This is a genomic window from Sphingomonas mucosissima, assembly GCF_002197665.1.
Taxonomy (GTDB): Bacteria; Pseudomonadota; Alphaproteobacteria; order Sphingomonadales; family Sphingomonadaceae; genus Sphingomonas; species Sphingomonas mucosissima.
Genome location: NZ_NBBJ01000001.1, coordinates 111,352 through 138,077 on the forward strand (window position 1 = coordinate 111,352; position 26,726 = coordinate 138,077).

A 26,726-nucleotide genomic window follows, 5' to 3' on the forward strand; every position below is an offset into this window, starting at 1 on the left:
TCGGCGGCGCTTTCGGCGCGGGGGCAACTCCAGTCCTTGCGGGTGCGGCGCGAGCTGGAAGGTTCGTGAGGCGCACGGTCCCTGGGGCCTCGCAGGCTTCCCGAGCGGTCCTCAATGTTCCGAGGTCCGTCATGCGGCGGCCGCTGCGCACAGCTCGTGATGAGGCGCGGGACCGTGCGGACACCATGCTTCAGGACGCGCTCGGTCAGGGGCACGTCTCGGCGGGTTTCGGTCGCAACGGTCCGGCTGCTTCCCCTGCCGCAATCGCTGGGGAGGTCGAACGGCGCCAAGCAGGAAGCGTCCCCGCTATTGCCGGCGACGTCACACCACAGCTTCGCGGGCTGACTGCATGGGCCTCTCGCGGAGAGGGACCAGGCCAACTCATGGTGCGGGAGCGCCTGAAGGCCCGCAAGGGCGATGAGGCGAGCCGTATCCGTCAACACGTCGTGGAAACCTTAGGTCCCGTGGGTGATCCGTATCGCCAGATGGAGGCCCACACCGAACGGGCACGACGCGAGGCCGGTCCGATGTACGCTGAGGCCTACGCCCAGCCGATGCTCCTGACGCCAGAAATCGCCAGCATCATGCAGACCCCGGCCTTCCAGGACGCGGTGCCCCACGCGGTTCGCAACATCCGCAACGCGCAGCGGGACCCGGACGCTCTCGGCTTCGCGATCGGCAACGACGGACAGGTGCTCCCTGACATGTACCAGTCGCTTTCGACCGAAGGGTTCGATCAGGTCATTCGGGCTATGCGCGACCAAGGCCGGAGGGCGGCAGAGGTAAACCCTGTCACTGGACAGGTCATAAACAACACCAACTCAGTCCACATCAACGCACGGGCAGGCGACCTACGGGACCAGCTCGCGGCGCAGAACGGCGCGTATCGCGATGCAATCGGGGTCTATGCCGACGAGCTATCGCAGAGAGATGCGCTGGAGGCGGGCATGAAGATCGGAACCCGCACGGGTCACGAGGTGAACGCCTGGGCTCGACAGAACCCAGCTTCGGCGCATCCTTCCTACGCCACCGGCGCCAGGGACTTCCTTGCGGACGAAGCAAGCCGCGTTGAGGCTACTACGCCCACTGCAAACGGCGCCGCTGCACTCCGCAAGGTCCTCGGCGACCGCACGAAGCAAGATGCCCTTAGCGGCGTGATGGGGGACCAAGCGTCACTCCCGGCACTCCAGGACCGCCTCGAAGCCGAGCACCAGGCGCACATGCTCTGGGCGGACGTAGAGGGCAACTCGAAGACCGCCATGCGCCAAGCGTCCGAAGACAGCTTCAACGCCGCCGCTGGAGCGCCCAAGGGCGCTCTATCGTGGCGCGGTATGCTTTCGAACGCCATCAACGACATCGGCGCTGGTGTCGGAGAGCAGACACGCCGTGATGTGAAGGAGCGGGTTGCAGAGTTCACCACTGAGCCGAACCCTGAGGCCCTGAGAGGCTTTATGGCCGAGATTGCCGCCAAGTCCGGGCGGGACCGTGAGGCCGCCGCCGCCCTTCACCGCTCCGGACTACTCGGGACCAAGTCCTACGGTGCCAACATCCTGCCTGCCTATCCCAGCATCTACTCCGACCAAGCCCAGTACGATCCGAGATACGACGACAACGAGGCGGACGACTTCGTCTTCGATCCCGGCTTTTGACCCCACCCACATTCCGGCGCGACAACTGAAGTCGCCTGCCGCCGACCATACGAGAACCACAATGTATATTTCCGACGCTGCCAAGCTCTTCGAGGGCCTTGGCTCCACCACTGTGACCGGAGAAGAGGTCGAAGCCTTCCGGACATGGGTGAACTGTCGCGTCCTGCCGGCCATCTTCGCCACCGGAGGCTACATCCTCAACCCTGATTGTGCCGCGACGGCCTTGGTGTCCGACATGGACCGGATGCCGATCCCGTCTGAGGCTGGGATGATGCTGACCGCCATCGCCCAAGATGATAGCCCGCTCCGGCATTCGGAGGGTGACGCTGAAACCAGCCTCGACGACTTCGTTGACGCTTGGCAGGACGACTTGCTGGCCGGATCGCCCGAAGCTGAAGACGAGCCCTTCTATACCCCTGGGTTCTTCCGCCTCCTCCGCGAACTGGGCGACCATCCGGCCATTCGGCACCTCAACGAACATGTGGACACGGTGCTTCTGCCTGCCCTGTTCAACAGCGGCCTTGCCGAACGGTTTGACCTGGCGCCAACCTACGGCGGCGACCCGGCCATCCGCTTCGTCTGATGCCCTCGAAGCCTACCGGGCGGCCCCGTGGCCGTCCTAAGGGCTCCAAGAACGTTCCGACGCTCGAAGCCTTCGTGGTCGAGAGCATCATGGCGCCGACCATCGTGTCCCCCAGCTCCCCTCCAGGGGCTCCTAGGGGGCCTTGGGCCGACATGACGCCCCAGGAGCGCTCCGCGTACTCAAAGGCGCTCAATGCCCGCCGTAGGAGCCACAGGGGCGGCAAGCCTTTTGGGGTGCCCAGACGGATGACCGTAGCGCAGCACGAGGCCCACCAGGCCGCGCAGCAGCCGGGCATCAACCGCATCATGACGAAGCTAGGCGAGCGCCATCACTTGCCCGACGACCCCAGGGCCGTTGAGGCGCTGACCGTGGCGATGACGGTGCTCCGGTCTCCGATCGCTTCTAAGGACAAGGTTGCTGCCGCACGGCTCATCCTCGACTTCACCAAGCACCGCCCGACCGTGAAAGCCGAGAAGGCCGTCAAGACCGCTGAGGAGCTCCTCGACGAACTGGCAGCAAGCCAGGCGGCGCCAAGCTCCATCTAGTTGCCCCACTGCCCCCTTGAGCTGCCTAGCGCGGCCTTGGGGGTTTCTTTTCATCTTCCATCTCACGCAAACGAAAAGGGCCCCGGTTGAGTCCGGAGCCCTCCTCTTTGACGGTGCGTGGTCCTTCCGCCCGTCTCCCGATCATCCCGGCCTAGTTGCAGCTCGCCGGGGCTATCGATCCTCTAAGTCGTCGCCAAGAGTGCCTCTAAGTCACTCCGGGTCAGGACAACATTCTGGAGACCCTCGTCGCTGTCTTGAAAGACAACAAAGACCCCGTCTCCAATCATTGTTGCCCGACCTTCCGCCAAGTTTATCAGCGCCCCCTCATCAACCATCGTATTTCCTCTAACGCCCTTTGTCGCCGAGATTACGCGACACCCCGTGGCAAACTCCTACTATCAATAAGTTCCCGACACGGCAAGCATAATGCAAGTTACTCCACAATCGTAATATATCCCCATTTGTGGAATGTATTACGCAATAGTTATTTAACAAAATCTCCACAATCTTAGTTCTGCAACTATAAGAATAAACGAAAGCGTGAAGGGTAACCGTATGAACAATACAGCGCTATGCTCTAGCAAGAAAATTAGCCCGTCGATCATGACGTTGTCGGATGCTATAGGATTCTTCGTGAAAAGGCCTCACGGTATTGGAAGCAGGGGTGTGCAAACTGTCCGGAATAGTTCTATTGGCAAGCTGAAAGTATCCAGTCTCAGTCGCACGGTGATTAGGCGATGGTGTGAGGAGCGCCTGAAGAGCGTAAAGCTATCGACAGTTCAAAACGACCTTCGTTTGATCCGGCTTTCGATCGAGCTGGCCCGTTGCGAACTTGGAGTGAAGCTGAAGGATAATCCTGCCGTAGGAATAAACTTGAACGATCCCTCCCGTAGATTGACCGATGACGAGGCAACAAGGCTGTACGCGGCTCTGGAGGGACGGCCAATGCTACGTGCCTTGGTCATCGTGGCGGTCGAAACCGGCTTGCGGCGCGGGGCAGTCTCTGCATTACAGTGGCGTGACGTCGACCTGGAGCAATCCGTGCTTCACATCAGGCAACGAGCTGATGGTCCCGTCGTCCAAAGCCTACCCCTCAGTCCCATAGCGGCCGACGCGCTCCGTACGGTGCCCCGCCGAGGCTATCGTATATTCGTCATGCCGGTGGACCGACTGCAATGGGTTTGGGCGACCACACTCCGCCGTGCGGGCTTGCACGGGTTCAAGTTCTGGGAGCCTCAGCACGTCCTCCGACGCGAAAGCCAGAGCTGACTTGGATGTTCTCCCGGTCTCAGACGCCGGGGACCTGAAAGCGTGGGAGTAAGGCGATAGCATCGGCCTTCGCGCCAATCGGAGGGGCGCCATACTTGCGACCTGTCGTCCCTGCCGAATGGCCCTGGATGGCGTCCGCCATGCGCTCCTCCATCCCCACCGCGTAGGATGTGGATTTGAAGAGATGGCGCCATCCGTGGTTCGGCTGGAGCCCAAGATCGGTGATGCCGACGTCGACCCTGACCCATTCGGCCAGCCGTTCGCCTACCTTCTTAACATGGCGGTTGCTCTCGCTCGCGACGCGTTGTCGAGAAGGGTCATAGAACAAAGGTCCCGCTCCGTTCGCCCGAACGATGTCGAGGAAGCCTTGGGCGATCAGGTGCGAATGTACTGGGACAATCCGCGCCTCTTTCGTCTTCACTCTTCCCGCCTCAGGGGTGATCCGGAGGCACCACACGCCCTCCAGCTCCTGGACGTCCTCTCCGCGTAGCTGGGCTATCTCACCCACTCTAGCTCCCGTGTAAGCACACAACCACGGGACCCAGCGGCGAGCCCTTGCGTGTTCGGTGGACATCCGGGCAGGCGGGGGCGCCAATGCAGCGGTAAGGATCGCCTGGGCCTCAACGGGCGTGAAGGAGCGCTCGCGCAGTTTGACACGCTTCGGCTGCTTCACCTTCACAGCTGACGCGACGTTCTCGTTTAGTAGTCCCTCGTCCACGGCGTATCCAAGCGCTGCCCGGACGGCCGTGATGTACTTGTCCCGGACTGTCACGGGGCTCCGCTGCTTGCCTTGCCTAGTCGGCTCCGCAAGGAGCTTGTCTCGCCAAGCCCGGAGATTGTCGGCCGTCAGCCTGGCAGCGTCATCGTGGCCAAGGAAGTCAATCAACCGCTCGATATACTTCCGCCACTCATCGCGAACGCCGGCCGTCATCCCCTCGTTAGCGGCTGCATAGGCGTCATACAGCGAGAGGAGCGGCACACGGGACCCTGGGGCCCTCAGGCGGTCGGGGGGGCTACCTGCGGGCCTTGGCGATGGTTCTGATGGTGTGGGGACGAACTCCCCATCCAAGCGGCGCAGCATATCCTCGTGGACGGAAACGGCTGCGTCATTAAGAGCGACGCACAGCCGCTCGAATGCGGGGGCTCGGGTGTCGATGAGGCGTCCTCGCTTCTCTGCCGTGGCGATTGCGGTAGTGCGCCAAACTTCGACAATGCCCTCAAGGTCTCCGTTCGCGCGAAGTGCCCGCCCCGCCTCCGCAACAACGCTCGCCGCTACTCTAACACTGCGCGTCCAGTGGCCCGCGCGGTCGGTCGTGGTCGGGGGGAGGGCGATGCCGGCCCTTTCCATTGCTTCGCCTACCTGAAGAGCTCGGTCCTTAGCCTCGCGATCCCACCGGCGCATGCTGTCGGCGTTAAGCTCCGCCGCCCGGTAAGTCTCGACGACCTCGGCTATCAACGGCGCGTCAATCGCATCGTAGTCCCCGAGCGCTTGCCGTCGAGCAAGGGAAACCGTGGCTTCCCACCGGTTCTGGGCGGCCTCATAGCGGCTCAGGAAGCCAGGAGAGCCTTCCTTGCCTAGCGACACCTTGAGAACGGTAGGCCCACTCGCTCCCGGACCCGCGATAAACTGCCGAAGCTCGGGCGGATACTGACGGCGAAAACTGACACGGCCCGAGGGGTGGCGTAGGATGTGCTTCACGAGCATCGCCATAGCAGATTTCTTGTACCTCCTCCACGTACCTCCAGGACGCGAAAAGGACAGAAAACTGCCGTTCTCGTGAGAACTGAGGTCGTTAGGGAAGGGTGGTGCCGCTTACAGGACTCGAACCTGTGACCCCCGCATTACGAATGCGATGCTCTACCAGCTGAGCTAAAGCGGCACGGCGCTCTGGTGAGCGCGCTGGAGCGGGGCGCCTAGCAGGCGTTTTTGCGCGGCGCAAGCAGTTCTCAAGTTTACCCCCTCTTTACCACGCCGGTGGCAAGAGCCGATCCGGGCATGAGCTCCAAAGGACGAACATCATGGATACTCGCGGCTTCGATGGAGCACGCGCCGACCGGGGGAGCGACCCGACTGAGGGAGGCATCGGCGAGGCAACAAAGGTGATCGGCAGTGACGAGCGGCGCATGCACGTTCGCGCGTATAATCACTGGGTGTCTCTGCTGAGGGGCCGCTCTTACCCGGCGATCGAGGATCTGAAATCGGCGGCTCCGACCGACTTTCAGGCACATGGCGTGCTGCTGGATTTCACTGGCGGCATGGACGATCCGGCGATCAGCGCGATTGGCGAGGCGCTGTGCGAAGAATGCGGGGTGGATCAGCAGATCTCCCGTATCTCTCAGGTGCCCGCGCGATCCTTGCTGTCGCGCCTGACGGACCAATATCTTCAGATCATCGCGAATCGGGCGCCGATCGGCTTCGAGGCCGAGTTCGTCGGTACGCGGGGGCACAACACGCTTTACCGCGGCATATTGATGCCTTTTTCGTCCAACGGCGACGTCATCGATCACGTTTATGGCGTGATCAACTGGAAGGAGATCGTCGGCCCGGCCGAACAAGCTCAGCTGGACGCCGAACTCGCCGCCGCAGTGCGCAGCCAGCCCCGGGTGGAGGCTGCGCCCTCCGTCTGGGCGGACGGCCCGAGCGCGTCACGTGACGATGACGGTGGGGCGGGAATTGCTCGCCGCGCGCCGATTGCCACGCTGGCGCTTGATGTGCCAGCCAGCGCCGGGCAACGCGTGGTCCTTCTCGCCGAGGGGCGCGGCGACGGCATGTTCGATATTATCGGCGCGCTCCCGGACGAGCACGAGATGGCCGCCCGCGCCGCAGCGGCGCTTTCCTGAGATAGTTGCATCGGAAACAAGGGTTGAGCCTCGCGCCGCACCGGCGCATAGGCTCCGCCATGTCGAAAACTTCGATGAAGGCGCTGACACAAGCGCTCGCTGACCGGCTGACTCAAGGTGCTCTGCCGGGTGAATTGCACGGTTTCGGGGCGGAGGAGCAGGTCGAGGCCGCCGCTTTCCTCGCGACCACGGCGCAGGTCCGGGCTCCCGGAACAGTGGCGATCGCCCTGGAGACGCTACCGGGGGAAGGGCCGCAGCGGCGCATGCGGCTGGCGATCGTCAACGACGACATGCCCTTTCTGGTGGATTCGATCGCAGGTGCCATCGGCGATCATGACATTGCGATCGATCGGATCATCCATCCGGTGGTGCCGGTGCGGCGTGATGCCGACGGTGTCCTCGAAGGGGTAGGGGAAGGCGGCTCCCCCGAATCGATGATCTATATCGAAACGGAGCGTGCAGATGCGCGCGACCGGCGAGAGCTCATCGACGCGTTGATCAGCGATCTCGCCAATGTGCGCGCGGCAGTCGCCGATTGGCGGCGGATGCAGGCCACGCTCGCGGCCGATGCCGGCAGCATTGAAGATACCGGCGGCGATCATGAAGGCGCCGCGCTGATGCGTTGGTTCCTTGATCGCCACTTCACGCTGCTCGGCCACGAGCGCTGGATGGCTGACGGCACCATTGATGGCGAGCCGCTTGGCATTGGCCGCAATGCGCAGGAGCCGCCGCTGCTGGCCGAGCGCTCCCGCCGGCTGGCGCTGGAGTATTTCGGCAGCGGCAAGCCGGGGCCGTTGCTGCTCAAGTCGAGCCTGATTTCGCCGGTGCACCGCCGTGTGCCGCTGGACCTGGTAGTGGTGCCGATCCGCCGCGGCGCCTTGGTTGCGGGATTGTCGATCCATGCCGGCCTGTGGACGTCCGCCGCGCTCAAGGCGCCGCCGCGCAGCGTGCCGGTGTTGCGCCAGCGCCTCGCGGATCTCGAGGCCAAGCTGAGCTTCGATCCGGCCGGCCATACCGGCAAGGCGCTCACCCATGCGATGGGGACGCTGCCGCATGATCTGGTCACCGCCGTCTCTGCGGAGGCGGTCGAGGATCTGGCGCTGACCGCGATGAGTCTTGCCGATCGCCCCAGGCCCAAGCTGGTGCTTGTCCGCTCGGCGCTGGCGCGGCACCTGTTCGCATTCGTTTGGCTGCCGCGCGATGACGTGTCGACAACGCGGCGCGTCGCGATCGGCGACATGCTGGCCGAAGCGGCGAACGGCAGCATCCTGAACTGGTCGATCGCGCTGGAAGACGGCCGGGTCGCGTTGATCCGCTACACCATCGATCTGCGTCAATCCGGGGTGTTGCCCGAGGTCGGACCGCTGGACGCGCGGCTGGAAAAGATGGTGCGCGGTTGGGAGCGGGACGTCGAAGCCGCCCTGGCAGATCGTATCGCACCGGCGCGCGCGGCACGGTTGGCGATCCGCTGGGCCGGTGCATTCCCGCCGAATTATCGCAATGTATCCACCGCGGAAGAAGCGGCGGAGGACGTGCTGCGGGTGTCGGAACTGGCCGACGCGGGCGACCGTGCCGTGCACATCTATCCGCCAGCGCCGGGTGCCGACCACCGGCTGAAAATCTACAAGTCGCACGGCGCGCTCGCGCTGTCCGAAGCCGTGCCCGTGCTGGAGAACTTTGGCTATCGCGTAATTGGCGAACTTCCCACCCGCCTGCGCGAAGATAGCGACAGCTTTGTTCACGATTTCATCGTGCAGCCGCAGGGCGATGTGGCGAACATCGATCGGGAGGTGCTGGAAGACGCCATCGCAGCGGTGCTCAAGGGCTCCGCCGAGAACGACCCCTTCAACCGTTTGATGCTGGTGGCAGGCCTGACGCCTGCTGCAGTCCTGCTGTACCGTGCCTGGTTCCGCTACCTGCGCCAGGCGGGGCTGACCTATGGGCTGGGCACCGTTGCCGAGGCGCTTGGCCGTGCACCGGTGCTGGCCAAGGCGTTGATCGAGCGCTTTACCTTGGCGCACGATCCCAGCGCCACGGGCGACGTGGTCGCGATCGACGCGGAAATCGCCGCCGGGCTCGATGCCGTGACGGCGATCGACGATGATCGCATCCTGCGCGCGTTCAAGGCCGTGATTGCCGCAACGCTGCGCACCAACGCTTTCGCGCCATCTGCCGCGGAAGCGCTCGCGTTCAAGCTCGATAGCAGCCGCATTCCCGGCCTGCCGGCGCCGCTGCCGTGGCGCGAAGTGTGGGTCTATTCCCCGCGGGTCGAGGGCATTCACTTGCGGGCGGGCCCGGTGGCGCGTGGCGGCCTGCGCTGGTCGGACCGGCGCGACGACTTCCGTACCGAGATCCTCGGGCTCATGAAGGCGCAGCGCGTCAAGAATGCGGTGATCGTGCCGACAGGTGCGAAGGGCGGCTTTTACCCCAAACAATTGCCCAACCCCGCCACCGATCGCGATGCTTGGCTTGCCGAGGGAACGGAGAGCTACCGCATCTTCATCCGCACGTTGCTGTCGATCACGGACAACATCGCCGGCGGCAAGGTCGTGCATCCGCAGGGCGTACGCGTCCACGATGGCGAGGACCCCTATTTCGTCGTCGCCGCCGACAAGGGCACCGCGACCTTCAGCGATGTTGCCAACGCCATTGCGCTGGAACGTGGCTTCTGGCTGGGCGATGCTTTCGCCAGTGGCGGCTCGCAGGGTTATGACCACAAGGCGATGGGCATCACCGCCAAGGGCGCCTGGGTCTCCGTGCAGCGCCATTTCGCCGAGCGCGGCGTGGACGTGCAGAAGGACGTGATCCGCGTTGTCGGCTGTGGCGACATGTCGGGCGACGTGTTCGGAAACGGCATGCTGCTGTCGCAGACGCTGAAGATCGTCGCGGCCTTTGATCACCGGCACATCTTCCTCGATCCCAATCCCGATCCGTCAAAGAGCTGGGCGGAACGTGCGCGGCTGTTCGCCCTGCCGCGGTCGAGCTGGGAAGATTATGACAAGGGCCTCATCTCGGCCGGCGGCGGCGTCTTCCCGCGCAGCGCAAAGACGATCCGGCTGACGCCTCAGGTGAAAGCGGCGCTCGGGATCATCGCCGACGAGATGGAGCCCGGTGCCCTGATCTCCGCGATCCTGAAGGCGCCGGTGGACCTCGTGTGGTTCGGTGGCATCGGCACGTACGTGAAGGCTGCGTCGGAGAACAATGCCGCAGTTGGTGATCCTGCCAACGACCGGCTGCGCATCGATGCGGAGGACATGCGCGCGACCGCGATCGGGGAGGGGGCCAATTTGGGCGTCACCCAGGCCGCACGCATCGCGTTTGCGGCCAAAGGTGGCCGGATCAACACTGATTTTATCGACAATTCGGCCGGCGTCGATTGCTCCGACAATGAAGTGAACATCAAGATCGCGCTGAACCGGGAAATGGCGGAAGGGCGGCTCTCGTTCGACGACCGCAATGTCCTGCTGGGCGCGATGACCGACGATGTCGCGCATCTGGTGCTGGAGGATAACCGCCTCCAGACATTGGCATTGTCGATCGCCGAGCGCGGCGGCGTACGCGCGGTTCCGAGCTTCGTGCGAGCGATCGAGATCTTCGAGGCCGCAGGCCGCCTTGATCGCCGCGTCGAAGGTCTGGCGGGCAATGAGGATTTGCTGCGCCGCGTCGCTGAGGGTAGTGGGCTCACACGACCCGAACTGGCGGTCCTGCTGTCCACCGCGAAGCTCGCGCTGCAAGACGCGATCGAAGCGGCGGGCCTAGGGGCGGACCCGCTGTTGCAGCCTGATTTGCGTGCTGCTTTCCCAGCGGAAATGCAGGCACGGTTCGGCGAGGCGATCGATCATCACCAGCTGCGGGGCGAGATCGTCGCCACCAAGCTCGCGAACCGAATCGTCAACCGCATCGGGATCCTCAATCCGTTCGAGCTGGCCGAGGAAGAGGGCGCTGCGCTGGGCGACGTTGCGGCGATGTTCGTGGTGGTCGAACGGCTGTTCGATCTGGGCACTTTGTGGCGTGACATCGAGACGGGAAACATGTCCGAAGACGGGCGTATCGCCCTGTTCGACGGCGTGGCGCGTGCGGTCCGCTCGCAAGTCGCCGATCTTCTTCGCGTCGTGGCGCCGGGCACGATGCCGGGCGACGTGCTGGAGCGGATCGGCACCGGGGTAGCCAAGCTGCAAGGGCAGGCGAGCGACCTGCTGTTGCAGGAGGCGCGGGCGGAAAGCGCGCGCATGGCTCAGTCGTTGGCGCTGGCGGGAGCGCCTGAATCGCTGGCGGCGCGAGTGGTGCGGTTGCACGAGATGGACGGCGCGATCGGCCTTGTTGACCTTAGCGCCAAGTCACGCACCGATGAGACCGAACTGACGCGTGCTTATACGCGGCTCGGTGAGGCGCTGGGGCTAGATTGGGCGCAAGCCGCAGCGGCGCGGCTGGAGCCATCCGACCCGTGGGAGCGGCTGCTGGTGGCGGGGCTGGTGCGTGATTTCGAGCAGATGCGGCTCGACTTCCTGGCCCGCGAGGAGCCGCGCGACTCCACGGCCGCGATTGACGCCTGGCTGGCCGAGAACGAGGCGCCCGTGGCGCGGTTTGCCGCGGTAATCAGCCGTGCGCGGCAGGCGACCAGCCCGTCGGCGGCGATGCTGGCGCAGGTGGCGAACCAGGCGCGGATGCTGCTGGGGCGGTGATACAAAACAGCCCCTCCTGATCGGGAGGGGCTGTTTTCGCCACCGGTTCGATGGCCGTCCGCGATAGCTAGGTGGCCTCTTGTCGGCGAAGATCGGCCTGTCTGGGGCGAAGATCGGCCTCGTCCGGGACGTGGCTGGCCAGCAAGCCAAACGAGGTGCCGGGACGAGCCCGGCACCCCGTCGTCAATCCGCGACGCGGACCACCAATTTGCCGATCGCCGCGCGGCCTTCCATCTTGGCGATGGCATCGCCGCCGCGATCGAACGGGAACACCTCGGTCACCTTGGGCGCGATCTTGCCCTGGCGCCACAGATCGAACAGCTGCCGGATACTGGCGCGGTTCTTCTCCGGTTCGCGCGCGGCATGGGCGCCCCAGAAGACGCCGCGGATGTCGCAGCTTTTCAGCAGCGTCAGGTTCAGCGCGATCTTGGGGATGCCGGCGGGGAAGCCGATCACGAGATAGCGGCCCTCCCAGGCGATCGAGCGAAGCGCGGGCTCGGCATAATCACCGCCAACCGCATCATAGACGAGGTCGAAGCCGTTCTTCCCGGCCTTCTCCTTGAAGGTATCGGCCAGCGCCTTGCTCTCGTCCTTCGAGAAAGGCGCGCGGCCGTAGATGATGACATCATCGGCGCCGGCATCGCGCACCGCCTGCGCTTTTTCCTCGCTCGACACCGCGCCGACGACGCGCGCACCGAATGCCTTGCCCAGTTCCACGGCGGCGAGGCCCACGCCACCGGCCGCACCGAGCACCAGCAGGGTTTCGCCGGCCTTGATATTGCCGCGGTCGACCAGCGCGTGGATCGTGGTGCCGTAGGTCAGCAGCATCGCGGCGCCTTCCTCGAACGAGCGTTCGTCCGGGATTGCGTAGATGTTGTCCGCCTTCATGGCGATCTTTTCGACGAGGCCGCCATTGCCGGTATTGCCCATCACGCGGTCGCCCGGCTTCCACGCCGTTACGCCTTCGCCGACGCTCTCGACCACGCCCGACACTTCGCCGCCCGGCGCGAAGGGGCGCGACGGCTTGAACTGATATTTGTCCTGGATGATCAGCACGTCGGGATAGTTGATCGCGCAGGCCTTCACCGCGACGACCACTTCACCCGGCTTGGCCACGGGATCGGGAAGCTCCCCGATCTCCAGCGTTTCAGGTCCGCCCGGCGCCCTCGACAACAGTCCTCGCATTGCTCTCTCCCGCGATCCACGGGCGATGCTGATCCAGCATCGCCTCGTAATTCGAAATCGCGGTATCCCTTGCCAGCGTCAGGCCGACCTCGTCCAGCCCCTCCATCAGGCATTGTCGGCGGAATGCGTCCAGCGTGAAGGTGAAGCGATCCTGGAAGGGCGTGGTGACGGTCATCGTCTCGAGATCGATGGTGATCTCGTCCGAGCCGTTGGAGCCTTGGGCAACCTCGATCAGCCGGTCCACGGCCTCTTGCGGCAGAACAACGGGTACGATCCCGTTCTTGAACGCGTTACCCGAAAAGATGTCGGAGAAGCTGGGCGCGATCACCGCCTTGATGCCCATGTCGCCCAGCGCCCAGGCGGCATGTTCGCGGCTGGAGCCGCAGCCGAAATTGTCGCCAGCGATGAGGATCGGGCTGCCGGCATAAGCGGGATCGTCAAAGATATTGCCGGGCTGCGCGCGCACCGTCTGGAATGCCCCGCGGCCAAGGCTGGCGCGCGTGATCGTCTTCAGCCAATGCGCCGGGATGATGACGTCGGTGTCGACGTTCTTCGCACCCCAGGGATAGGCCTTGCCCGATACCGCGCGCACTGGCTGCATCAGCGCTGCCCCACCGTCATCGCCACAGCCGCAGATGCTGCCGGCTCGGTCGCGGCATAGGCGGCGACGCCGCTCAGCAGGGAGCCTGCGATCAGCAGCACGAAAACCTTCTTCATGGTGGGTCCCTTTACGCTCTTCGTTCTAGCGTCTTCCCCGGCGCGTGCCGGGGCTTAGCGGTAGGCCCCTGTAACGGCGCCCGAAAGCAATGTCTTCGTCCAACACGATTGCGGCTCATTTCCGGGAAGAAAAGAGCGTGGGTCGCCTAGCGCATCAACTCACGAACATCCGCCAGGTGCCCGGTCACCGCCGCCGCTGCTGCCATCGCGGGAGATAGGAGGTGCGTGCGGGCGCCGGGGCCCTGCCGACCGACGAAATTGCGGTTCGAGGTGGAGGCGCAGCGCTCGCCCGGCGGCACCTTGTCCGGGTTCATGGCAAGGCACATCGAGCAGCCGGGCTCGCGCCATTCGAAGCCGGCCGTGGTGAAGATGCGGTCGAGCCCCTCCGCCTCTGCCTGCCGCTTCACGAGGCCCGATCCGGGGACGACCATCGCACGCACGCCGTCAGCGACGCGGCGCCCCTCTGCCACGGCGGCAGCGGCGCGCAGATCCTCGATCCGGCTGTTGGTGCACGAACCGATGAAGACATGCTGCACCGGCACGTCCTGCAGCCGGGTGCCCGGCGTCAGTCCCATATATTCGAGCGACTTCTTTGCCGCTTCGCGCTTGGAGGCGTCGGAGAAGCTGTCCGGCTCGGGCACGGTGCCAGTGATCGACACCACGTCCTCGGGACTGGTGCCCCAGGTGAGCGCCGGGGAGATTTCGGCGGCGTCGATCACGACCGTGCGGTCATAAGCGGCGCCGGGATCGGTGGCGAGCGTGCGCCACCAGGCGACGGCCTTGTCCCAATCCGCGCCCTTGGGCGCCATCGGGCGATCCTTGATGTAGGCGAACGTCGTGTCGTCCGGTGCGATCATGCCGGCGCGCGCGCCCGCCTCGATCGACATGTTGGCGACGGTCAGCCGACCCTCGATCGACATCTCGCGGATGACGTTGCCGGTATATTCGATGACATAGCCGGTGCCGCCGGCCGCGCCGATGCGGCCGATGATGGCGAGGATCACGTCCTTGGGCGTGACGCCGAAGCCAAGATTGCCCTCGACGCGCACTTCCATCGTCTTGGACGGGCTGAGCAGCAACGTCTGCGTGGCGAGCACATGCTCGACCTCGCTGGTGCCGATGCCGAAGGCCAATGCGCCGAGCGCGCCATGGGCCGAGGTGTGGCTGTCGCCGCAGACCACCGTGGTGCCGGGCAGGGTGAAGCCCTGTTCGGGTCCGACGACATGGACGATGCCCTGCTCGGCGGCGAGCGCATCGATATAGGGCACGCCGAATTCCGCGACATTCTGGCGCAGCGCCGACAACTGCGTTGCGCTTTCCTTGTCGGCGATCGGCAGCTCGCGACCGTCCGCATCGACGCGCGGGGTGGTCGGCAGGTTGTGATCGGGGACGGCAAGCGTCAGGTCCGGCCGGCGCACGCGGCGACCGGCGGCGCGAAGCCCCTCGAACGCCTGCGGGCTGGTGACCTCATGCACGAGGTGGCGATCGATATAGATCAGGCAGGTGCCATCGTCGCGACGTTCGACGACGTGGGCGGCCCAGACCTTTTCGTAGAGGGTAAGCGGACGACTGGCCATGATGTGCGGCGCCTTAGACGAGGTGGCGCAATAAATGGAAGAGTAGAAGCTGGTTGGCGGCACAAAGATTGCGCGGGCGAGGGGCGGTTCGATCCCGTGTGGTGTCGGCTTGTTGGGTGGAGACGCGGTTTGTGCGTCCTACGTCGGTAGGAGTCGGGAAGGGCTGGATGCCGGCACAGGGCCGGCATGACGGGTGTGGAGAGGGGAGGACTTCTTGAGGGTCAGTGTGCGCGGCTGGTTGGATCCCGGCGCAGGGCCGGGATGACGGGGCGAGAGCCACACTTTTGTCGTCATGCCGGGCTGGTCCTGGCATCCAGCTGTCCGCGCACTCTAAGGTGGTTGGACTGGCGGAGGGCTGGATGCCGGCACAGGGCCGGCATGACGAGCGGGGAGAACGTGCCGTGTCGCCCACCCGTTAGCGTGTGTCGGACGTTGAAACCCCGGCGCGGGGCCGGGGTGACGGGTGAGGGGCTATACGGCTGTTCGTCAGTTTTGCGGAGCTTGGGCGCAGACGTTCGGGTGGGGTGACGCATTGGGCTGCGCTTTGTTCGTCACGCCGGGCTGGTCCTGGCATCCAGCTGTCCGCGCACTCGACGCTGGTTGGACTGGCGGAGGGCTGGATGCCGGCACAGGGCCGGCATGACGGGAGGGCGAGGGTGCCGCACCGCTCGTTTGAGCGGCGTGCGGTGCGGGGTTGTTAGAGGGCGACCTCGTAGGACGCGGTGGTCTTGGCGGCGATCTCTTCCACGGTCACGCCGGGCGCCAGTTCTACCAGGCGGAAGGCGCTTTGGTGATCGGGGCGCTGGAAGACGGCCAAGTCGGTGACGATCATGTCGACGACGTTCTTGCCGGTCAGCGGGAGCGTGCAGGCGGGGATGAACTTGGGGCTGCCGTCCTTGGCCACATGCTCCATGACGACGATGATCTTCTTCACGCCGGCGACGAGGTCCATCGCGCCGCCCATGCCCTTGATCATCTTGCCCGGGATCATCCAATTGGCGATGTCGCCGTTTTCGGCGACTTCCATGGCGCCAAGCACGGTCAAGTCGATGTGGCCGCCGCGGATCATGGCGAAGCTTTGGTCAGAGCCGAAGTAGGCGCTGCTGGGCAGCTCGCTGATCGTCTGCTTGCCGGCGTTGATGAGGTCGGGATCTTCCTCGCCCTCATACGGGAACGGGCCGATGCCGAGCATGCCGTTCTCGCTTTGCAGCGTGACGGTCATGCCCGCGGGGATGTTGTTCGCCACCAGCGTCGGGATGCCGATGCCGAGGTTCACGTAATACCCGTCGCGCAGCTCCTTGGCGGCGCGGGCGGCCATCTGGTTACGGTCCCAGCCCTTGGTCTGCTCAGTCATCACGCGTTCTCCCGCGCACGCGTGGTGCGGAATTCGATCTTCTTGTTGTACGGCGCGCCGACGATCAGGCGCTTCACGTAGATGCCGGGCAGGTGGATCGCATCGGGATCGAGGCTGCCGACGGGGACGACTTCCTCGACCTCCGCCACGCAGATCCTGCCGGCGGTCGCCATTGGCTGGTTGAAGTTGCGCGCGGTCTTGCGGAAGATGAGGTTGCCGCTCTCGTCCGCCTTCCAACCCTTGATGATGCTGAGGTCGGCGCGGATGCCGCGTTCGAGGATATATTCCTCGCCGTCGAACACCTTCACTTCCTTGCCCTCGGCCACCAAAGTGCCGACGCCCGTCTTGGTGTAAAAGCCCGGGATGCCGGCGCCGCCCGCGCGGCAGCGCTCCGCGAGCGTGCCTTGCGGACAGAACTCCACCTCCAGCTCGCCGGCGAGATACTGGCGCTCGAATTCCTTGTTCTCGCCCACGTAGGAGGAGATCATCTTCTTCACCTGGCGGGTGCGCAGCAGCTTGCCGAGCCCCTCGCCATCGACGCCGGCGTTGTTGCTGGCGATCGTCAGGTCCTTGACGCCGGCGGCCTGGATTGCGTCGATCAACCGCTCCGGAATGCCGCACAGGCCGAAGCCGCCGGCGCAGATCATCATGCCATCGTGCAGCAGGCCATCGAGCGCCCCTGCGGCGTCCGGATAAAGCTTGTTCATGCGTGCGCCTTCTGTCGTATCGAACGATACGAGGTAGCGAGGACGCGCGATGGGGGCAACCGATCAGCCGGACGCGTGCGCCCCAGCCGATCGGATGCGCGGCAAGGGATCAGAAGGTGCCGCGCTCTACGCCGAGCGCATCGGCCAGCGCATAAAGCGCCTGCGCCTCGCCCGTCACCTTGATCGCGTGCATGCCGAGTGCGGCGGCGGGCTTGCAGTTGATGCCGAGGTCATCGAGATACACGCACTGCGCCGGCTGCTTGCCCAGCGTGGTGAGCATCAGCTCGTAGATGCGCGGATCGGGCTTGCGGATGCCGATCTTGCTTGATTCGATCACATGGTCGAAGCGCGCCATCACCTCGGCGACCTTGGCGGCCTTTTCGGCGCTGCGCGACATGCCGGCGCCTTCGCCCGCGGGCACGTTGTTGGTGATGCAGCCGAGGCGGTAGCCGTTGGTCTTCAGCCAATCGAGCGCGTGGACCATGCGCGGGCGGATGTCGCCCGACAGGAGCGCCAGGACATCCTCGCCGCGCAGCTCATGGCCGAGCGCGCGTGCTTCCTCCGCGAACTTGCTGTCAAAGCCGGCGGCGTCGATCTCGGCCCGTTCGAAGAGCGCCCAGGCGTTGCTGTCCGGATCGGTCGCGTTGATCTGGCGCACCAGATCGTGCGGCAGCCCGCGCTCGCGCTCCATCCGGTTGAAAGCTTCGAAGGGGGAGGAGGTGACCACGCCACCAAAGTCGAAAATAACGGTATCGCGCATTAGGCGTCCTTAACGGGGATCGCTTGTAAGGCAAACGTGGTTGCCGGCTGCGTCATGCTGGGCGGGCCGACACCAGCCGCGCCGCGATCGCGACGATCCCCGGAGATGCAGCGTGGCGGTTGCCGGCACGAAGCCGGCCTGACACGTGTGAAAGGCTCAGTATTCGAGCTTCAAACCGGGCCGGTTCCAGCGGGTCTTTACCAGACGGCCGGTGCCCGAGAGGGTGAGATAGGCGTCCTGCATGTCATCGCCGCCGAAGCAGATGTTGGTGGTGAAGATATCGTCGGTGGCGACGAATTCGACCAGCTCGCCATCGGGCGAGATCACGCTGATGCCGGGTTCGCCGATGGTGGCGACGCAGACGTTGCCCGACGCCTCGACGGCCAGCGAATCGAAGAACTTCCAGCCGGCGGGGCGATAGACCGGGATGCCGGGGCCGCCGACGCCGGCTGTCGCATCCACCTTGCCCGGGGCGGTGACGGCGAACTTCATCAGCCGGCAGGTGTAGGTTTCGGCGGCGTACAGCCATTTGCCGTCGGGCGAGAGGCCGCAGCCATTGGGATTGTTGGAGGGGAAGACGACTTCCTCCAGATAGCTTCCGTCGGCCTTGGCATAGAAGATGCCGACCACGTCGTGGACGCGCTTGTGATGATCCATCTTGCCGTGATCGGTGAACCAGAAGCCGCCATGCGCATCGAACACCAGATCGTTGGGGCCGCGCAGCACGCAGCCGTGGTCGCCCGATCGGTACAGCACCTCGACCTTGCCCGTGGCGGGATCGATCCGCTCGATGCGGCCGCCCGAATAGTTGCTGGCGATACCGCCGGGGGCGAGCATGCCGTTGCTCTCGTTCCAGTCAAAGCCGCCGTTGTTGCAGCAATAGAGCATGCCATCGGGGCCGAGCGCCAAGCCGTTGGGGCCGCCGCCGGGCTCCGCCACCGTTTCCTTACGGCCATCGGGTGTCACGCGGGTGATGCGGCCGGGCTCGATCTCGACCAGCATGATGCTACCGTCGGGCATCATCACCGGGCCTTCGGGAAAGCGCAGCCCGTCGGTGACCAGCTCAAAGTTCGCCATGATCCTCTCCATCGATTTCTTACGGCGGAGGATCGTCTAAGGCGATCGGCTTAGCAAGTGGGGCCGAGCGATGGTGGTTTGCCTTGCCGCTCCGCCGCTCTACACATTGCGGCATGGAGACACCCACCCGCACCGGCGGCCGCATTCTGGTCGATCAGCTCGTCGCACAAGGCTGCGACCGTATCTTCACCGTGCCGGGGGAAAGCTTCCTCGCCGTGCTCGATGCGCTGGTCGACGTGCCCGCGATCGACGTGGTCACCTGCCGGCAGGAAGGCGGCGTCGCGTTCATGGCCTGCGCCGATGGTGCGCTGACGCATCGGCCGGGCGTGGCGTTCGTCACGCGTGGGCCGGGGGCTACCAACGCCGCGATCGGCGTCCATGTCGCTCGGCAGGATTCGCAGCCGATGATCCTCTTCATCGGCGATGTGGACCGGGGCACGCGTGACCGCGAGGCGTTTCAGGAGGTGGACTTCGCCGCCATGTTCGGCCCGATCGCCAAATGGGCGGCGCGGATCGACGATGCGCGGCGTATCCCGGAATATGTCGCGCGGGCTTACGCCACGGCGATGTACGGGCGGCCGGGGCCGGTGGTGCTGGCGCTGCCCGAGGACATGCTGCTCGACGAGGTGGCGGCGATCGACCGCCCGCGCGTGGAGCGGGTGGGGCAGGCGCCCGATCCCGACGTGATGGAGCAGCTCGCTGACCTGCTGGCGACGGCCGAGCGGCCGGTGGCGATCATCGGCGGCGCTGGCTGGGATGCCGCAGCGGGGCAGGACATCGCCGCCTGGGGCGACCGCGCGGGCGTGCCGCTGGTCGCCGCGTTCCGGCGGCAGGATGCCGTGCCCAACGACTGCCCGGCCTATGCCGGCAACCTTGGCTATGGCCCCAATCCGGCGCTGGTGGAGCGGGTGAAGGCGGCTGACCTGCTGCTGGTGCTTGGCGCGCGACTGGGTGAGGCGACGACAGACGGCTATAAGCTGATCACGCCCGAGCATCCCGGGCAGCGGCTGGTGCATGTTCATCCCGACCCAGCCGAGCTTGGCATGACCTATCGCACCGATCTAGCGATCTGTGCCTCCATGGCGGAGTTCGGCGAGGCGCTGGCGCTGGTCGACGGGCCGAGCCGATCGTACGATCTGGAGGCGCATGACGCATATTGCGCGTGGGCAACGCCGAGCGAGCGGCCGGGCGTGGCGCTGGACCTTGGCCCCTGCGTGATGGCGATGCGCGCGGCGCTGCCGGGCGATACGATCATCTGCAACGGGGCGGGCAATTTTTCCGGCTGGTGGCATCGCTATTGGCGCTATGCCGGGCCGGGCACGCAGCTGGCGCCGACCGCCGGCGCGATGGGCTATGGCGTGCCGGCGGCGGTGGCTGCGTCGCTTCGCCGGCCGGAGCGGATGGTCGTCGCGGTGGCCGGCGACGGCGACTTCCTGATGAACGGGCAGGAGCTGGCGACGGCGATCCAGCACGGCTGCGACATGCTGGTGATCGTGGTGGATAACGGGGCGTATGGCACGATCCGCATGCACCAGGAGCGCGAGTTTCCGGAGCGCCAATCGGCGACCCGCTTGGTCAATCCCGATTTTGCGCTGCTCGCCCGTGCGTTTGGTGCCTGGTCCGAGACGGTGGAGCGGACGGACGACTTCGCCCCGGCGCTGGCGCGCGCGGCGGGGGAGAAGGGCGTTCGCCTGCTCCACCTGAAGACCGACGTGGAGCAGATCACGGCTGGCACGACGCTGAGCGCGATTCGAAAGAAGGGGTAGGTGGATCGCGCAGCCTAATGTTTCGACCGTCCGGCTTGCCGCAGCCTAGCCCGATCGTGACGGACTATCCACTTTTCCGAGCGGACTGATTGCTGCCTTTTGAAGCACCATGTTGCGGCATGGCGGGGAAGACAGCGAAGCGTCCGGTGTTGGACCTGGGATAACGGCCCATTAACTCATGGCGCCTATTTGGCAGGCGTGACCCAGGATGTTCAGCCGCGGCGCTTCGGCCATCATGCTTTAGCCGTGCTCGGAGCGGCGATGCTTGGCTCAACAGTATTTGCGTTGATTTGGACCATAGCACTGAGCACCGCACCTGGCGGTCACTTCCTTGGGCTCACCTGGCTGGTGACGATGGCCGTGCTGTTATGGTTGAGCGTGTTTATGATTGCGCTGCCGAGTGCGGGACTTGTTCTATCGCTTTTATGGCCCGTCACCCGCCGTGGGAGCGCAGCAGCTAATGGCATCTGCATGTTGGCGGGGGCGGTCATGGGTATGATCCTCGCGCCTTTGGCAAGCCCGCAGATGCTTGGCACGACAGCGATCCAGCTCACCGTGTTTGCAGCCGTCGGTGCGGTAGTTGCAGCATCCTACGTGGTGATCGCTAACCGTCTTAGCCGCTAATCGGAAGCTCCTGCATCACGAGAGATGCTGAACCGAGGGCGGAATGCCGGCGTGGGTGGGGCCGGACTCACCGCTGATATGACGCTGGGGCGATCAGCAGCATGGTTGGTTGTCCGGGGGCAGGTGGCCGCGCGGTCTTGTTGGACGCGATGGGGCTCTGGCCGGCTATGGGCGCTGCCACTCGCCTGAGAGGCGCCACCGCTTGCGGAGCCATGGATCCCGGATCAAGTCCGGGATGACGTGGTGAGTGGGGCGGCGGGTCGCCTCCGGGGAACGGCGGGTGGCTGGCGGCGCTACTTCTTTGCCAGTTTCTCCTTCAGCCCGGCGAGGGCGCCGAACGGGCCGGCTTCGCCTTCGCTCAGCACGCCTGCCTCCTTTAGCGTGGCCTCGGCATTGGGGCCGCGCGGGAAAGGATCGAGCGACAGGACCAGGGTTTCGGCGGCGACTTCGCCGAGATCGATGGCGGCGCCTTCGAGCGGGAGCACGTCGATATCCGCATCGTCGAGCTCGACCTCCTCGCCGCCGCCGAGATCGTCGACGAAGCGCAGGCGCGCGTCCTCGTTCACCGTTGCGGGCAGGGGCTCGCCGGAGATCGAGCAGGCCTGGGTCGCGGCAGCGGTGACGCGGCCGGTGACGGAAATGCCCGCCGACTCGCGGTGCAGAACGAAGCTGCCGGTCAGCCGCTCGATGCTGAGCAGCCCGAAGCGCTCGGCAAGGGCGGCGCGCTCGGTCTGATTGGCTTCGATCGTCTCGCTGCGCTCGCCTTCACCGATGGTGTCGACGCGGATGGGACGGGAGAATTCGGGGTTCATGCGAGACGTCCTTCCCGCAATGCCGACAAGGGCAGGTCACGCAATGCGGCGTGGAACCGTTGAAGCTGCGTGCTGACATAGGAGGACGCCTCGGGCGCCGGCGCCTCACCGCGCCACAGGTTGCGGATCAGCGGCTCGCTGAGGTCTCCCGTGGGAAGCGCGGTGCGATAAGCGCCGAGCCGCCCGCCGAGCATGCCCATCATGCGCCCGACATGCTTGCCGACCACGATGTCGCCGAAGCCGATCTGTCGCACCTGCGCGTCCATGTCGTCGACGAACCGCTCGGTGAGGTCGGTCGCCAGCGCGGCGGCGGCCATGTCGCCCTCCGGCTCGGCCTCGATCCGCAGCATCACCATCGCGAGCACCGCTGCCACCATGTCGAACCGGCCATCGAGCGTGTCCGGCACGGCGCCCGCCAGATACCAATGCGGCTCGCGCGCCTTTGCGACAACCGCGGCATAGAGCGGGGCCGCGGCTTCGCGATCGCGCCGACGGAATCGTTCAAATAGTCCCAAGATCGTGTTTGCCTGTCGTGCTTGTGTCGAATGTCAGCCCCGCATATTGAGGGGATTGGCCGGCGGCGCAACGGCGCGCCGTATGCCGCACGCCTTTTGCCCCACGCTAGTTTTGCGGAGTAGCCATGCGTTTTCCCATCCTGATCGCTGCGGCCCTGGCGGTTGCCGCGTCGGCCTGTGCGCCGCTACGCTCGCATCAGGGCTATGTTGTCGACGCTGACCTCTTGAACGCGGTGCAGCCCGGGGTTGATACGCGCCAGTCCGTGCTGGCGACGCTGGGCCAGCCGAGCTTCGCGAGCCAGTTCAACCAGGGCGACTGGTATTACGTCTCGCGCGACAGCCGCAACTACGCCTTCAACACGCCCAAGGTGCGCGAGCAGGTGACGGTGCAGATCAGCTTCGACCAGGCCGGCAACGTGGCGGCGATCCGCCGCTGGGGCGCAGAGCAGGTGGCATCGGTGAGCCCGGCGCGGCGCACCACGCCAACGCTGGGCCGCGAGCGCGGCTTCTTCGCCGATCTGTTTGGCAACATCGGCACGGTGGGCGCGGCAGGAGCCGGCGGTCCGGGTGGCGGCGCTGGCGGCACCCGCCCGTAAGGTGCTGATCAGGCCGGAGGAGACGTGACGGGCGCGTCACGATCCTTTCTGGTACCTGACAAATGCATTCCCGGGCGGTTCAGGCGAATCGCGGCATATCTCCAATCACAGTGCGGCGCCTGGTTCGGTGTCACGCTACAAGATGGAGGTACAGATCATGCGTAAGTTGATCATTTCCGCGCTGATGGCGGCGACAGTGATCCCCGGGGTCGCGAGCGCGCAGTCCTATGGCGAGCTGCGCCGTGACCGGCAGGAGATCCGCGAAGAGCGCCGCGAACTGCGTGATGCGCAGCGCCGCGGTGACTGGCGCGATGTTCGCGACGAGCGGCAGGATCTGCGCGATGCGCGGCGCGAGTATCGCGAAGACCGGCGCGATTACCGCGGCGACTTGCGCGATCGTGACCGCCGCTGGGGCCGCAACGACTGGCAATCGTATCGCTCGCAGAACCGCGCCCTGTATTCACGCGGCAACTGGCGGGCGCCGTTCCGCTACAACAATTGGCAGCCGGGCGTCCGCATCGCGCCGGTCTACTACGGCCAGCGCTATTGGATCAACGATCCGTGGCGTTACCGCTTGCCGCCGGCCCGTGCGAACGCCCGTTGGGTGCGGCATTACAATGACGTGATCCTGGTGGATTACCGCCGCGGGGTCGTGCTGGATGTGATGCGCAACTTCTACTGGTAATCACGGCACGCGGAAGCGGGCCGGGCGAACAAATCGCCCGGCCCGTATTCCGTGCGAGGAAGATCAGAAGCAGAACGGCCGCGCCGGATGGGTGTCCGACGCGGCCGGTGCCTGGCTTGGGTTCCGGCACTAGTCCCGAAAGGGGGGTGGGACTAAGCGGCGGAACGCGTGTGCTTCCATTTGGTTCGGCCAGTTCAGCCGAAATGGCCTCGCTTGTGCGACATGGTTAATAAAAGATTGTGTAAAGCCTTCTGATGATGAAGGTTCTCCCTGCCGAATAGGGGGAGAATGTTTGGCATGGGGGCGCTCGTTGTGGCGGGGCTCGACGCAATCGTGCGCGAGCTCACCTTGTTTGCGGCCGTCGGCTTTCTGGTCGGCGGGATTGACGATCTGCTGGTTGACGTAGCGTGGCTGGGGCATCGGCTGCGGCACGGCACCACCCGGCAGCCGATCAGCAGCTTGCCGGCGCCTGCGCGTTCGGGCGGACTCGCGGTGTTCGTGCCTGCGTGGGACGAAGCGCTGGTGATCGGCGCCATGCTGCGAACGGCGCTCGCGCGATATGCGGACGCGGATTACCGCATCTATGTCGGCTGCTACCCGAACGACCGGGCCACAATCGATGCCGTGGCGGCCGTCGCCGAGCATGACTCGCGCATCCGCCTGGTGATCGGCGGCAATCCGGGCCCGACCACCAAGGCCGACAATCTCAACGCCATGTGGCGCGCCATGCAGCGCGACGATGCCGCCTCGGGCGAGCGGACGCGCGGCGTGGTGCTGCATGACGCGGAGGATGTCGTCCACCCGGCCGAACTGCGCGTGTTCGCGGCGCTGATCGAGCGGCACCCGCTGGTGCAGATCCCGGTGCTGCCGCTGATCGATTCGGAGGCGCGGCTGGTGTCGGGCCATTATGCCGATGAGTTCGCCGATTCGCACGGGCGCCAGATGGTGCTGCGGGCGGCGCTCGGCGCTGGCCTGCCGCTGTCGGGCGTAGGGTGCGCCATTGCCGTCGAGGTGCTCGAAGCGCTGGCGAAGACCTATGGCGCGCCGTTCGACGAGGGGAGCCTGACGGAGGATTATGAACTGGGACTCCGCGTTGGGGCGCTCGGCTATTCCGCTTGTTTTGCGCGGGTCGAGGACGCGGCCGGCGATCTGGTCGCGGTTCGCGCCTTTTTTCCCTCCACCGTGATGGCGGCGGTCCGGCAGAAGGCGCGGTGGATGACGGGGATCGCGCTGGCCGGCTGGGATCGAATCGGATGGGCGCGCGCGACGCACCTGGCGGATCATTGGATGCGGATGCGCGATCGGCGCGCGCCGCTTGCCGTGATCGTGCTCGCCGCAGCGTATCTGGCGGCAGTCGGGTGGGGCCTGTCGGCGGTGCTTCATCTTGTAACCGGGATCGAGGGATCGAGCGTCGGCCGGGCGCTTTCGATCGTCCTGTCGATCAACGCCGCGCTGCTGTGCTGGCGGCTGGCCTGGCGGGCAACGTCGACGGGGCGGGCTTATGGCTGGCGCGAGGCGCTCTGGTCCGTGCCACGTGCCGTTGTCGGCAATCTGATCGCGATGTTCGCCGCGATCCGCGCGGCCGGCCAATATGCCCGGTTGCTGGCCGGGGCCCCGCCGCGCTGGGACAAGACGACCCATGTTTTCCCCAGCGAGGCGACATCGCTGTGAGTGCGACTTGGCGTGCGAGCGGGAGCGGCCGGCCGTTCCGTTTTCTGGCGAGCCTGATCGCGCTGTGGGTGGGGATGCGCATCTTCCAGCTGTGGCCGGTCGAGGGCACGCTCTCGGTGGCCGACGCGCTGGCACCGCCAGCGGCGGCGGCAGTGGAGGTGGGACCAAGCGGGGGCACCGCCGACGACCATTTCTGGAAGCAGGCATTTCCGGCACCGATCGCCGTTACTGAACCCGCGCGCGGTTTCGCGACCCAGGGTTGGCGGAGCGTGAAGCTCAGGGACAGTGCCGGCGCATCGCGGCGGGCGGCCCCGGCCGGCCATGCCGATAGGATCATGTCTGCGGCCATGCCGATAGCGGTTGCCGCTATTGCGCCAGGTCTGGCGCAGGCTGCGGCGGGTGCCGTGCCCGCGTTTCAGACGGCCGTTCCGGCGCCCGGCGCGCCGCTCTCCGGCCCGGTGGCCGAATCGCGCCTTCGGGGCAGCGGATGGCTTATCGTGCGCGGGGGGCAGGCTGCGCCGTTCGTACCGCAGCTTGGCGGAAGCCAGGCCGGCGTGCGGCTGACCTATGCGCTCGACACCGCGGGGCGGCTGTCGGCGGCGGGACGGATATCCACTGCGCTGCGCGGGCGGCAGCGGGAAGCCGCGATCGGGCTAGACTGGCAGCCGACGCGCTTGCCGGTGCACGTTGTCGTTGAACAGCGCATCGGCATCGAACAGGCGCGCGGCGGGCCATCGGTGGGGCTGATCGGCGGCTTTGGCCCGACCGCGGTGGCGGGTGGGTTGATGCTCGACGGCTACGGCCAAGCCGGCGTGATCGCCCGCGACGGCGCGGAAGGCTTTGCCGACGGGGCAGTGCGCCTGTCCCGCGCCGTTGCGACAATCGGCGCCGCGCGGCTCGAGCTGGGGCTCGGCGCTTGGGGCGGGGCGCAGCGCGGCGCGGCGCGGCTCGACGCGGGACCAAGTGCCAGCGCGGTGCTGCCGATCGCCGGGGCGAACGTGCGCCTGTCGCTTGAATGGCGGGAGCGTTTGGCCGGCCAGGCAGCGCCAACGTCGGGACCGGCAGTATCGATCGGCACCGATTTCTGATCGCAAGTGCTTCCGCCCCGCGC

At 65.8% G+C, this 26,726-nt stretch carries 22 protein-coding genes and 1 tRNA gene; 12 read left to right on the forward strand and 11 right to left on the reverse strand.

The window, feature by feature from the left end; genetic code table 11:
• The first annotated feature begins 383 nt into the window (after positions 1–383).
• The 4 genes from SPMU_RS16585 (at position 384) to SPMU_RS17510 (ending at position 4,046) form a co-directional block, all read left to right on the forward strand.
• Positions 384–1,649, forward strand: a complete 1,266-nt coding sequence (locus SPMU_RS16585) for a hypothetical protein (RefSeq protein WP_140418364.1) — start codon at positions 384–386, stop codon at positions 1,647–1,649.
• A gap of 61 nt (positions 1,650–1,710) precedes the next feature.
• Entirely contained in the window at positions 1,711–2,232 is a 522-nt protein-coding gene (locus SPMU_RS00545) for a hypothetical protein (protein WP_088330912.1), read from the forward strand.
• Between the two features lie 245 nt (positions 2,233–2,477).
• On the forward strand, positions 2,478–2,777 hold the full coding sequence (locus tag SPMU_RS16590) for a hypothetical protein (protein ID WP_140418365.1): 300 nt from the start codon (positions 2,478–2,480) through the stop codon (positions 2,775–2,777).
• A gap of 603 nt (positions 2,778–3,380) precedes the next feature.
• Positions 3,381–4,046, forward strand: a complete 666-nt coding sequence (locus SPMU_RS17510; protein ID WP_425442136.1) for a tyrosine-type recombinase/integrase — start codon at positions 3,381–3,383, stop codon at positions 4,044–4,046.
• 19 nt (positions 4,047–4,065) lie between these two features.
• Here the strand turns inward: SPMU_RS17510 and SPMU_RS00560 are convergent, their stop codons facing one another.
• Positions 4,066–5,757, reverse strand: coding sequence for a site-specific integrase (locus SPMU_RS00560; protein WP_088330918.1), 1,692 nt, complete (start codon positions 5,755–5,757; stop codon positions 4,066–4,068).
• A gap of 93 nt (positions 5,758–5,850) precedes the next feature.
• Positions 5,851–5,926 (reverse strand) — tRNA-Thr (locus SPMU_RS00565).
• Between the two features lie 139 nt (positions 5,927–6,065).
• Here SPMU_RS00565 and SPMU_RS17030 point away from each other — a divergent pair.
• Positions 6,066–6,887 carry a PAS domain-containing protein gene (locus SPMU_RS17030; RefSeq protein WP_211275681.1) on the forward strand — a complete coding sequence of 274 codons (822 nt, stop codon included), beginning with the start codon at positions 6,066–6,068 and terminating at the stop codon, positions 6,885–6,887.
• A 59-nt stretch (positions 6,888–6,946) separates the two neighbouring features.
• Positions 6,947–11,569 (forward strand): NAD-glutamate dehydrogenase, encoded by a 4,623-nt coding sequence (locus SPMU_RS00575; protein ID WP_088330920.1) that lies wholly within the window; start codon positions 6,947–6,949, stop codon positions 11,567–11,569.
• Between the two features lie 183 nt (positions 11,570–11,752).
• Here SPMU_RS00575 and SPMU_RS00580 read toward each other — a convergent pair whose 3' ends face one another.
• From SPMU_RS00580 to SPMU_RS00610, 7 genes are all read right to left on the reverse strand, one after another.
• Positions 11,753–12,754 (reverse strand): NADPH:quinone oxidoreductase family protein, encoded by a 1,002-nt coding sequence (locus SPMU_RS00580; protein WP_088330922.1) that lies wholly within the window; start codon positions 12,752–12,754, stop codon positions 11,753–11,755.
• On the reverse strand, positions 12,717–13,355 hold the full coding sequence (leuD, locus tag SPMU_RS00585; protein WP_088330924.1) for a 3-isopropylmalate dehydratase small subunit: 639 nt from the start codon (positions 13,353–13,355) through the stop codon (positions 12,717–12,719). Before leuD ends, SPMU_RS00580 begins: the two co-directional genes overlap by 38 nt.
• 262 nt (positions 13,356–13,617) lie before the next feature.
• Positions 13,618–15,048 carry a 3-isopropylmalate dehydratase large subunit gene (gene leuC, locus SPMU_RS00590; RefSeq protein ID WP_088330926.1) on the reverse strand — a complete coding sequence of 477 codons (1,431 nt, stop codon included), beginning with the start codon at positions 15,046–15,048 and terminating at the stop codon, positions 13,618–13,620.
• Between the two features lie 697 nt (positions 15,049–15,745).
• On the reverse strand, positions 15,746–16,402 hold the full coding sequence (locus SPMU_RS00595; protein WP_088330928.1) for a CoA transferase subunit B: 657 nt from the start codon (positions 16,400–16,402) through the stop codon (positions 15,746–15,748).
• Positions 16,402–17,109, reverse strand: coding sequence for a CoA transferase subunit A (locus SPMU_RS00600; RefSeq protein ID WP_088330930.1), 708 nt, complete (start codon positions 17,107–17,109; stop codon positions 16,402–16,404). Before SPMU_RS00600 ends, SPMU_RS00595 begins: the two co-directional genes overlap by 1 nt.
• Before the next feature lie 109 nt (positions 17,110–17,218).
• The gene (locus SPMU_RS00605) at positions 17,219–17,869 is read right to left on the reverse strand and encodes an HAD-IA family hydrolase (RefSeq protein WP_088330932.1); all 651 of its coding nucleotides are present in this window, start codon (positions 17,867–17,869) and stop codon (positions 17,219–17,221) included.
• A 156-nt stretch (positions 17,870–18,025) separates the two neighbouring features.
• The gene (locus SPMU_RS00610; RefSeq protein WP_088333063.1) at positions 18,026–18,946 is read right to left on the reverse strand and encodes an SMP-30/gluconolactonase/LRE family protein; all 921 of its coding nucleotides are present in this window, start codon (positions 18,944–18,946) and stop codon (positions 18,026–18,028) included.
• 113 nt (positions 18,947–19,059) lie between these two features.
• Here SPMU_RS00610 and SPMU_RS00615 point away from each other — a divergent pair, with 113 nt between their 5' ends.
• Both SPMU_RS00615 and SPMU_RS00620 read left to right on the forward strand, forming a co-directional pair.
• Complete coding sequence (locus tag SPMU_RS00615) at positions 19,060–20,712, forward strand: thiamine pyrophosphate-binding protein (protein ID WP_088330934.1); 1,653 nt, start codon at positions 19,060–19,062, stop codon at positions 20,710–20,712.
• Positions 20,713–20,901: 189 nt separating this feature from the next.
• The gene (locus tag SPMU_RS00620; RefSeq protein WP_140418366.1) at positions 20,902–21,336 is read left to right on the forward strand and encodes a hypothetical protein; all 435 of its coding nucleotides are present in this window, start codon (positions 20,902–20,904) and stop codon (positions 21,334–21,336) included.
• A 293-nt stretch (positions 21,337–21,629) separates the two neighbouring features.
• Here the strand turns inward: SPMU_RS00620 and SPMU_RS00625 are convergent, their stop codons facing one another.
• Both SPMU_RS00625 and SPMU_RS00630 read right to left on the reverse strand, forming a co-directional pair.
• A complete protein-coding gene (locus SPMU_RS00625) occupies positions 21,630–22,148 on the reverse strand; it encodes a YceD family protein (protein WP_088330938.1) in 519 nt (172 codons plus the stop codon).
• A complete protein-coding gene (locus SPMU_RS00630) occupies positions 22,145–22,663 on the reverse strand; it encodes a ubiquinol-cytochrome C chaperone family protein (RefSeq protein WP_088330940.1) in 519 nt (172 codons plus the stop codon). Before SPMU_RS00630 ends, SPMU_RS00625 begins: the two co-directional genes overlap by 4 nt.
• Positions 22,664–22,788: 125 nt before the next feature.
• On the opposite strand from SPMU_RS00630, the gene SPMU_RS00635 reads away from it, so the two are divergent.
• The 4 genes from SPMU_RS00635 (at position 22,789) to SPMU_RS17115 (ending at position 26,703) form a co-directional block, all read left to right on the forward strand.
• Entirely contained in the window at positions 22,789–23,259 is a 471-nt protein-coding gene (locus tag SPMU_RS00635; protein ID WP_088330942.1) for an outer membrane protein assembly factor BamE, read from the forward strand.
• 157 nt (positions 23,260–23,416) lie between these two features.
• Positions 23,417–23,944: an RcnB family protein gene (locus SPMU_RS00640; protein WP_088333064.1), complete on the forward strand. Its 528-nt coding sequence runs from the start codon at positions 23,417–23,419 to the stop codon at positions 23,942–23,944.
• Between the two features lie 297 nt (positions 23,945–24,241).
• Positions 24,242–25,615 carry a glycosyl transferase family protein gene (locus SPMU_RS00645; RefSeq protein WP_088330944.1) on the forward strand — a complete coding sequence of 458 codons (1,374 nt, stop codon included), beginning with the start codon at positions 24,242–24,244 and terminating at the stop codon, positions 25,613–25,615.
• A complete protein-coding gene (locus SPMU_RS17115; protein WP_245832640.1) occupies positions 25,612–26,703 on the forward strand; it encodes a hypothetical protein in 1,092 nt (363 codons plus the stop codon). The genes SPMU_RS00645 and SPMU_RS17115 overlap by 4 nt, the downstream gene beginning before the upstream one ends.
• The last annotated feature ends 23 nt before the right edge of the window (positions 26,704–26,726 follow it).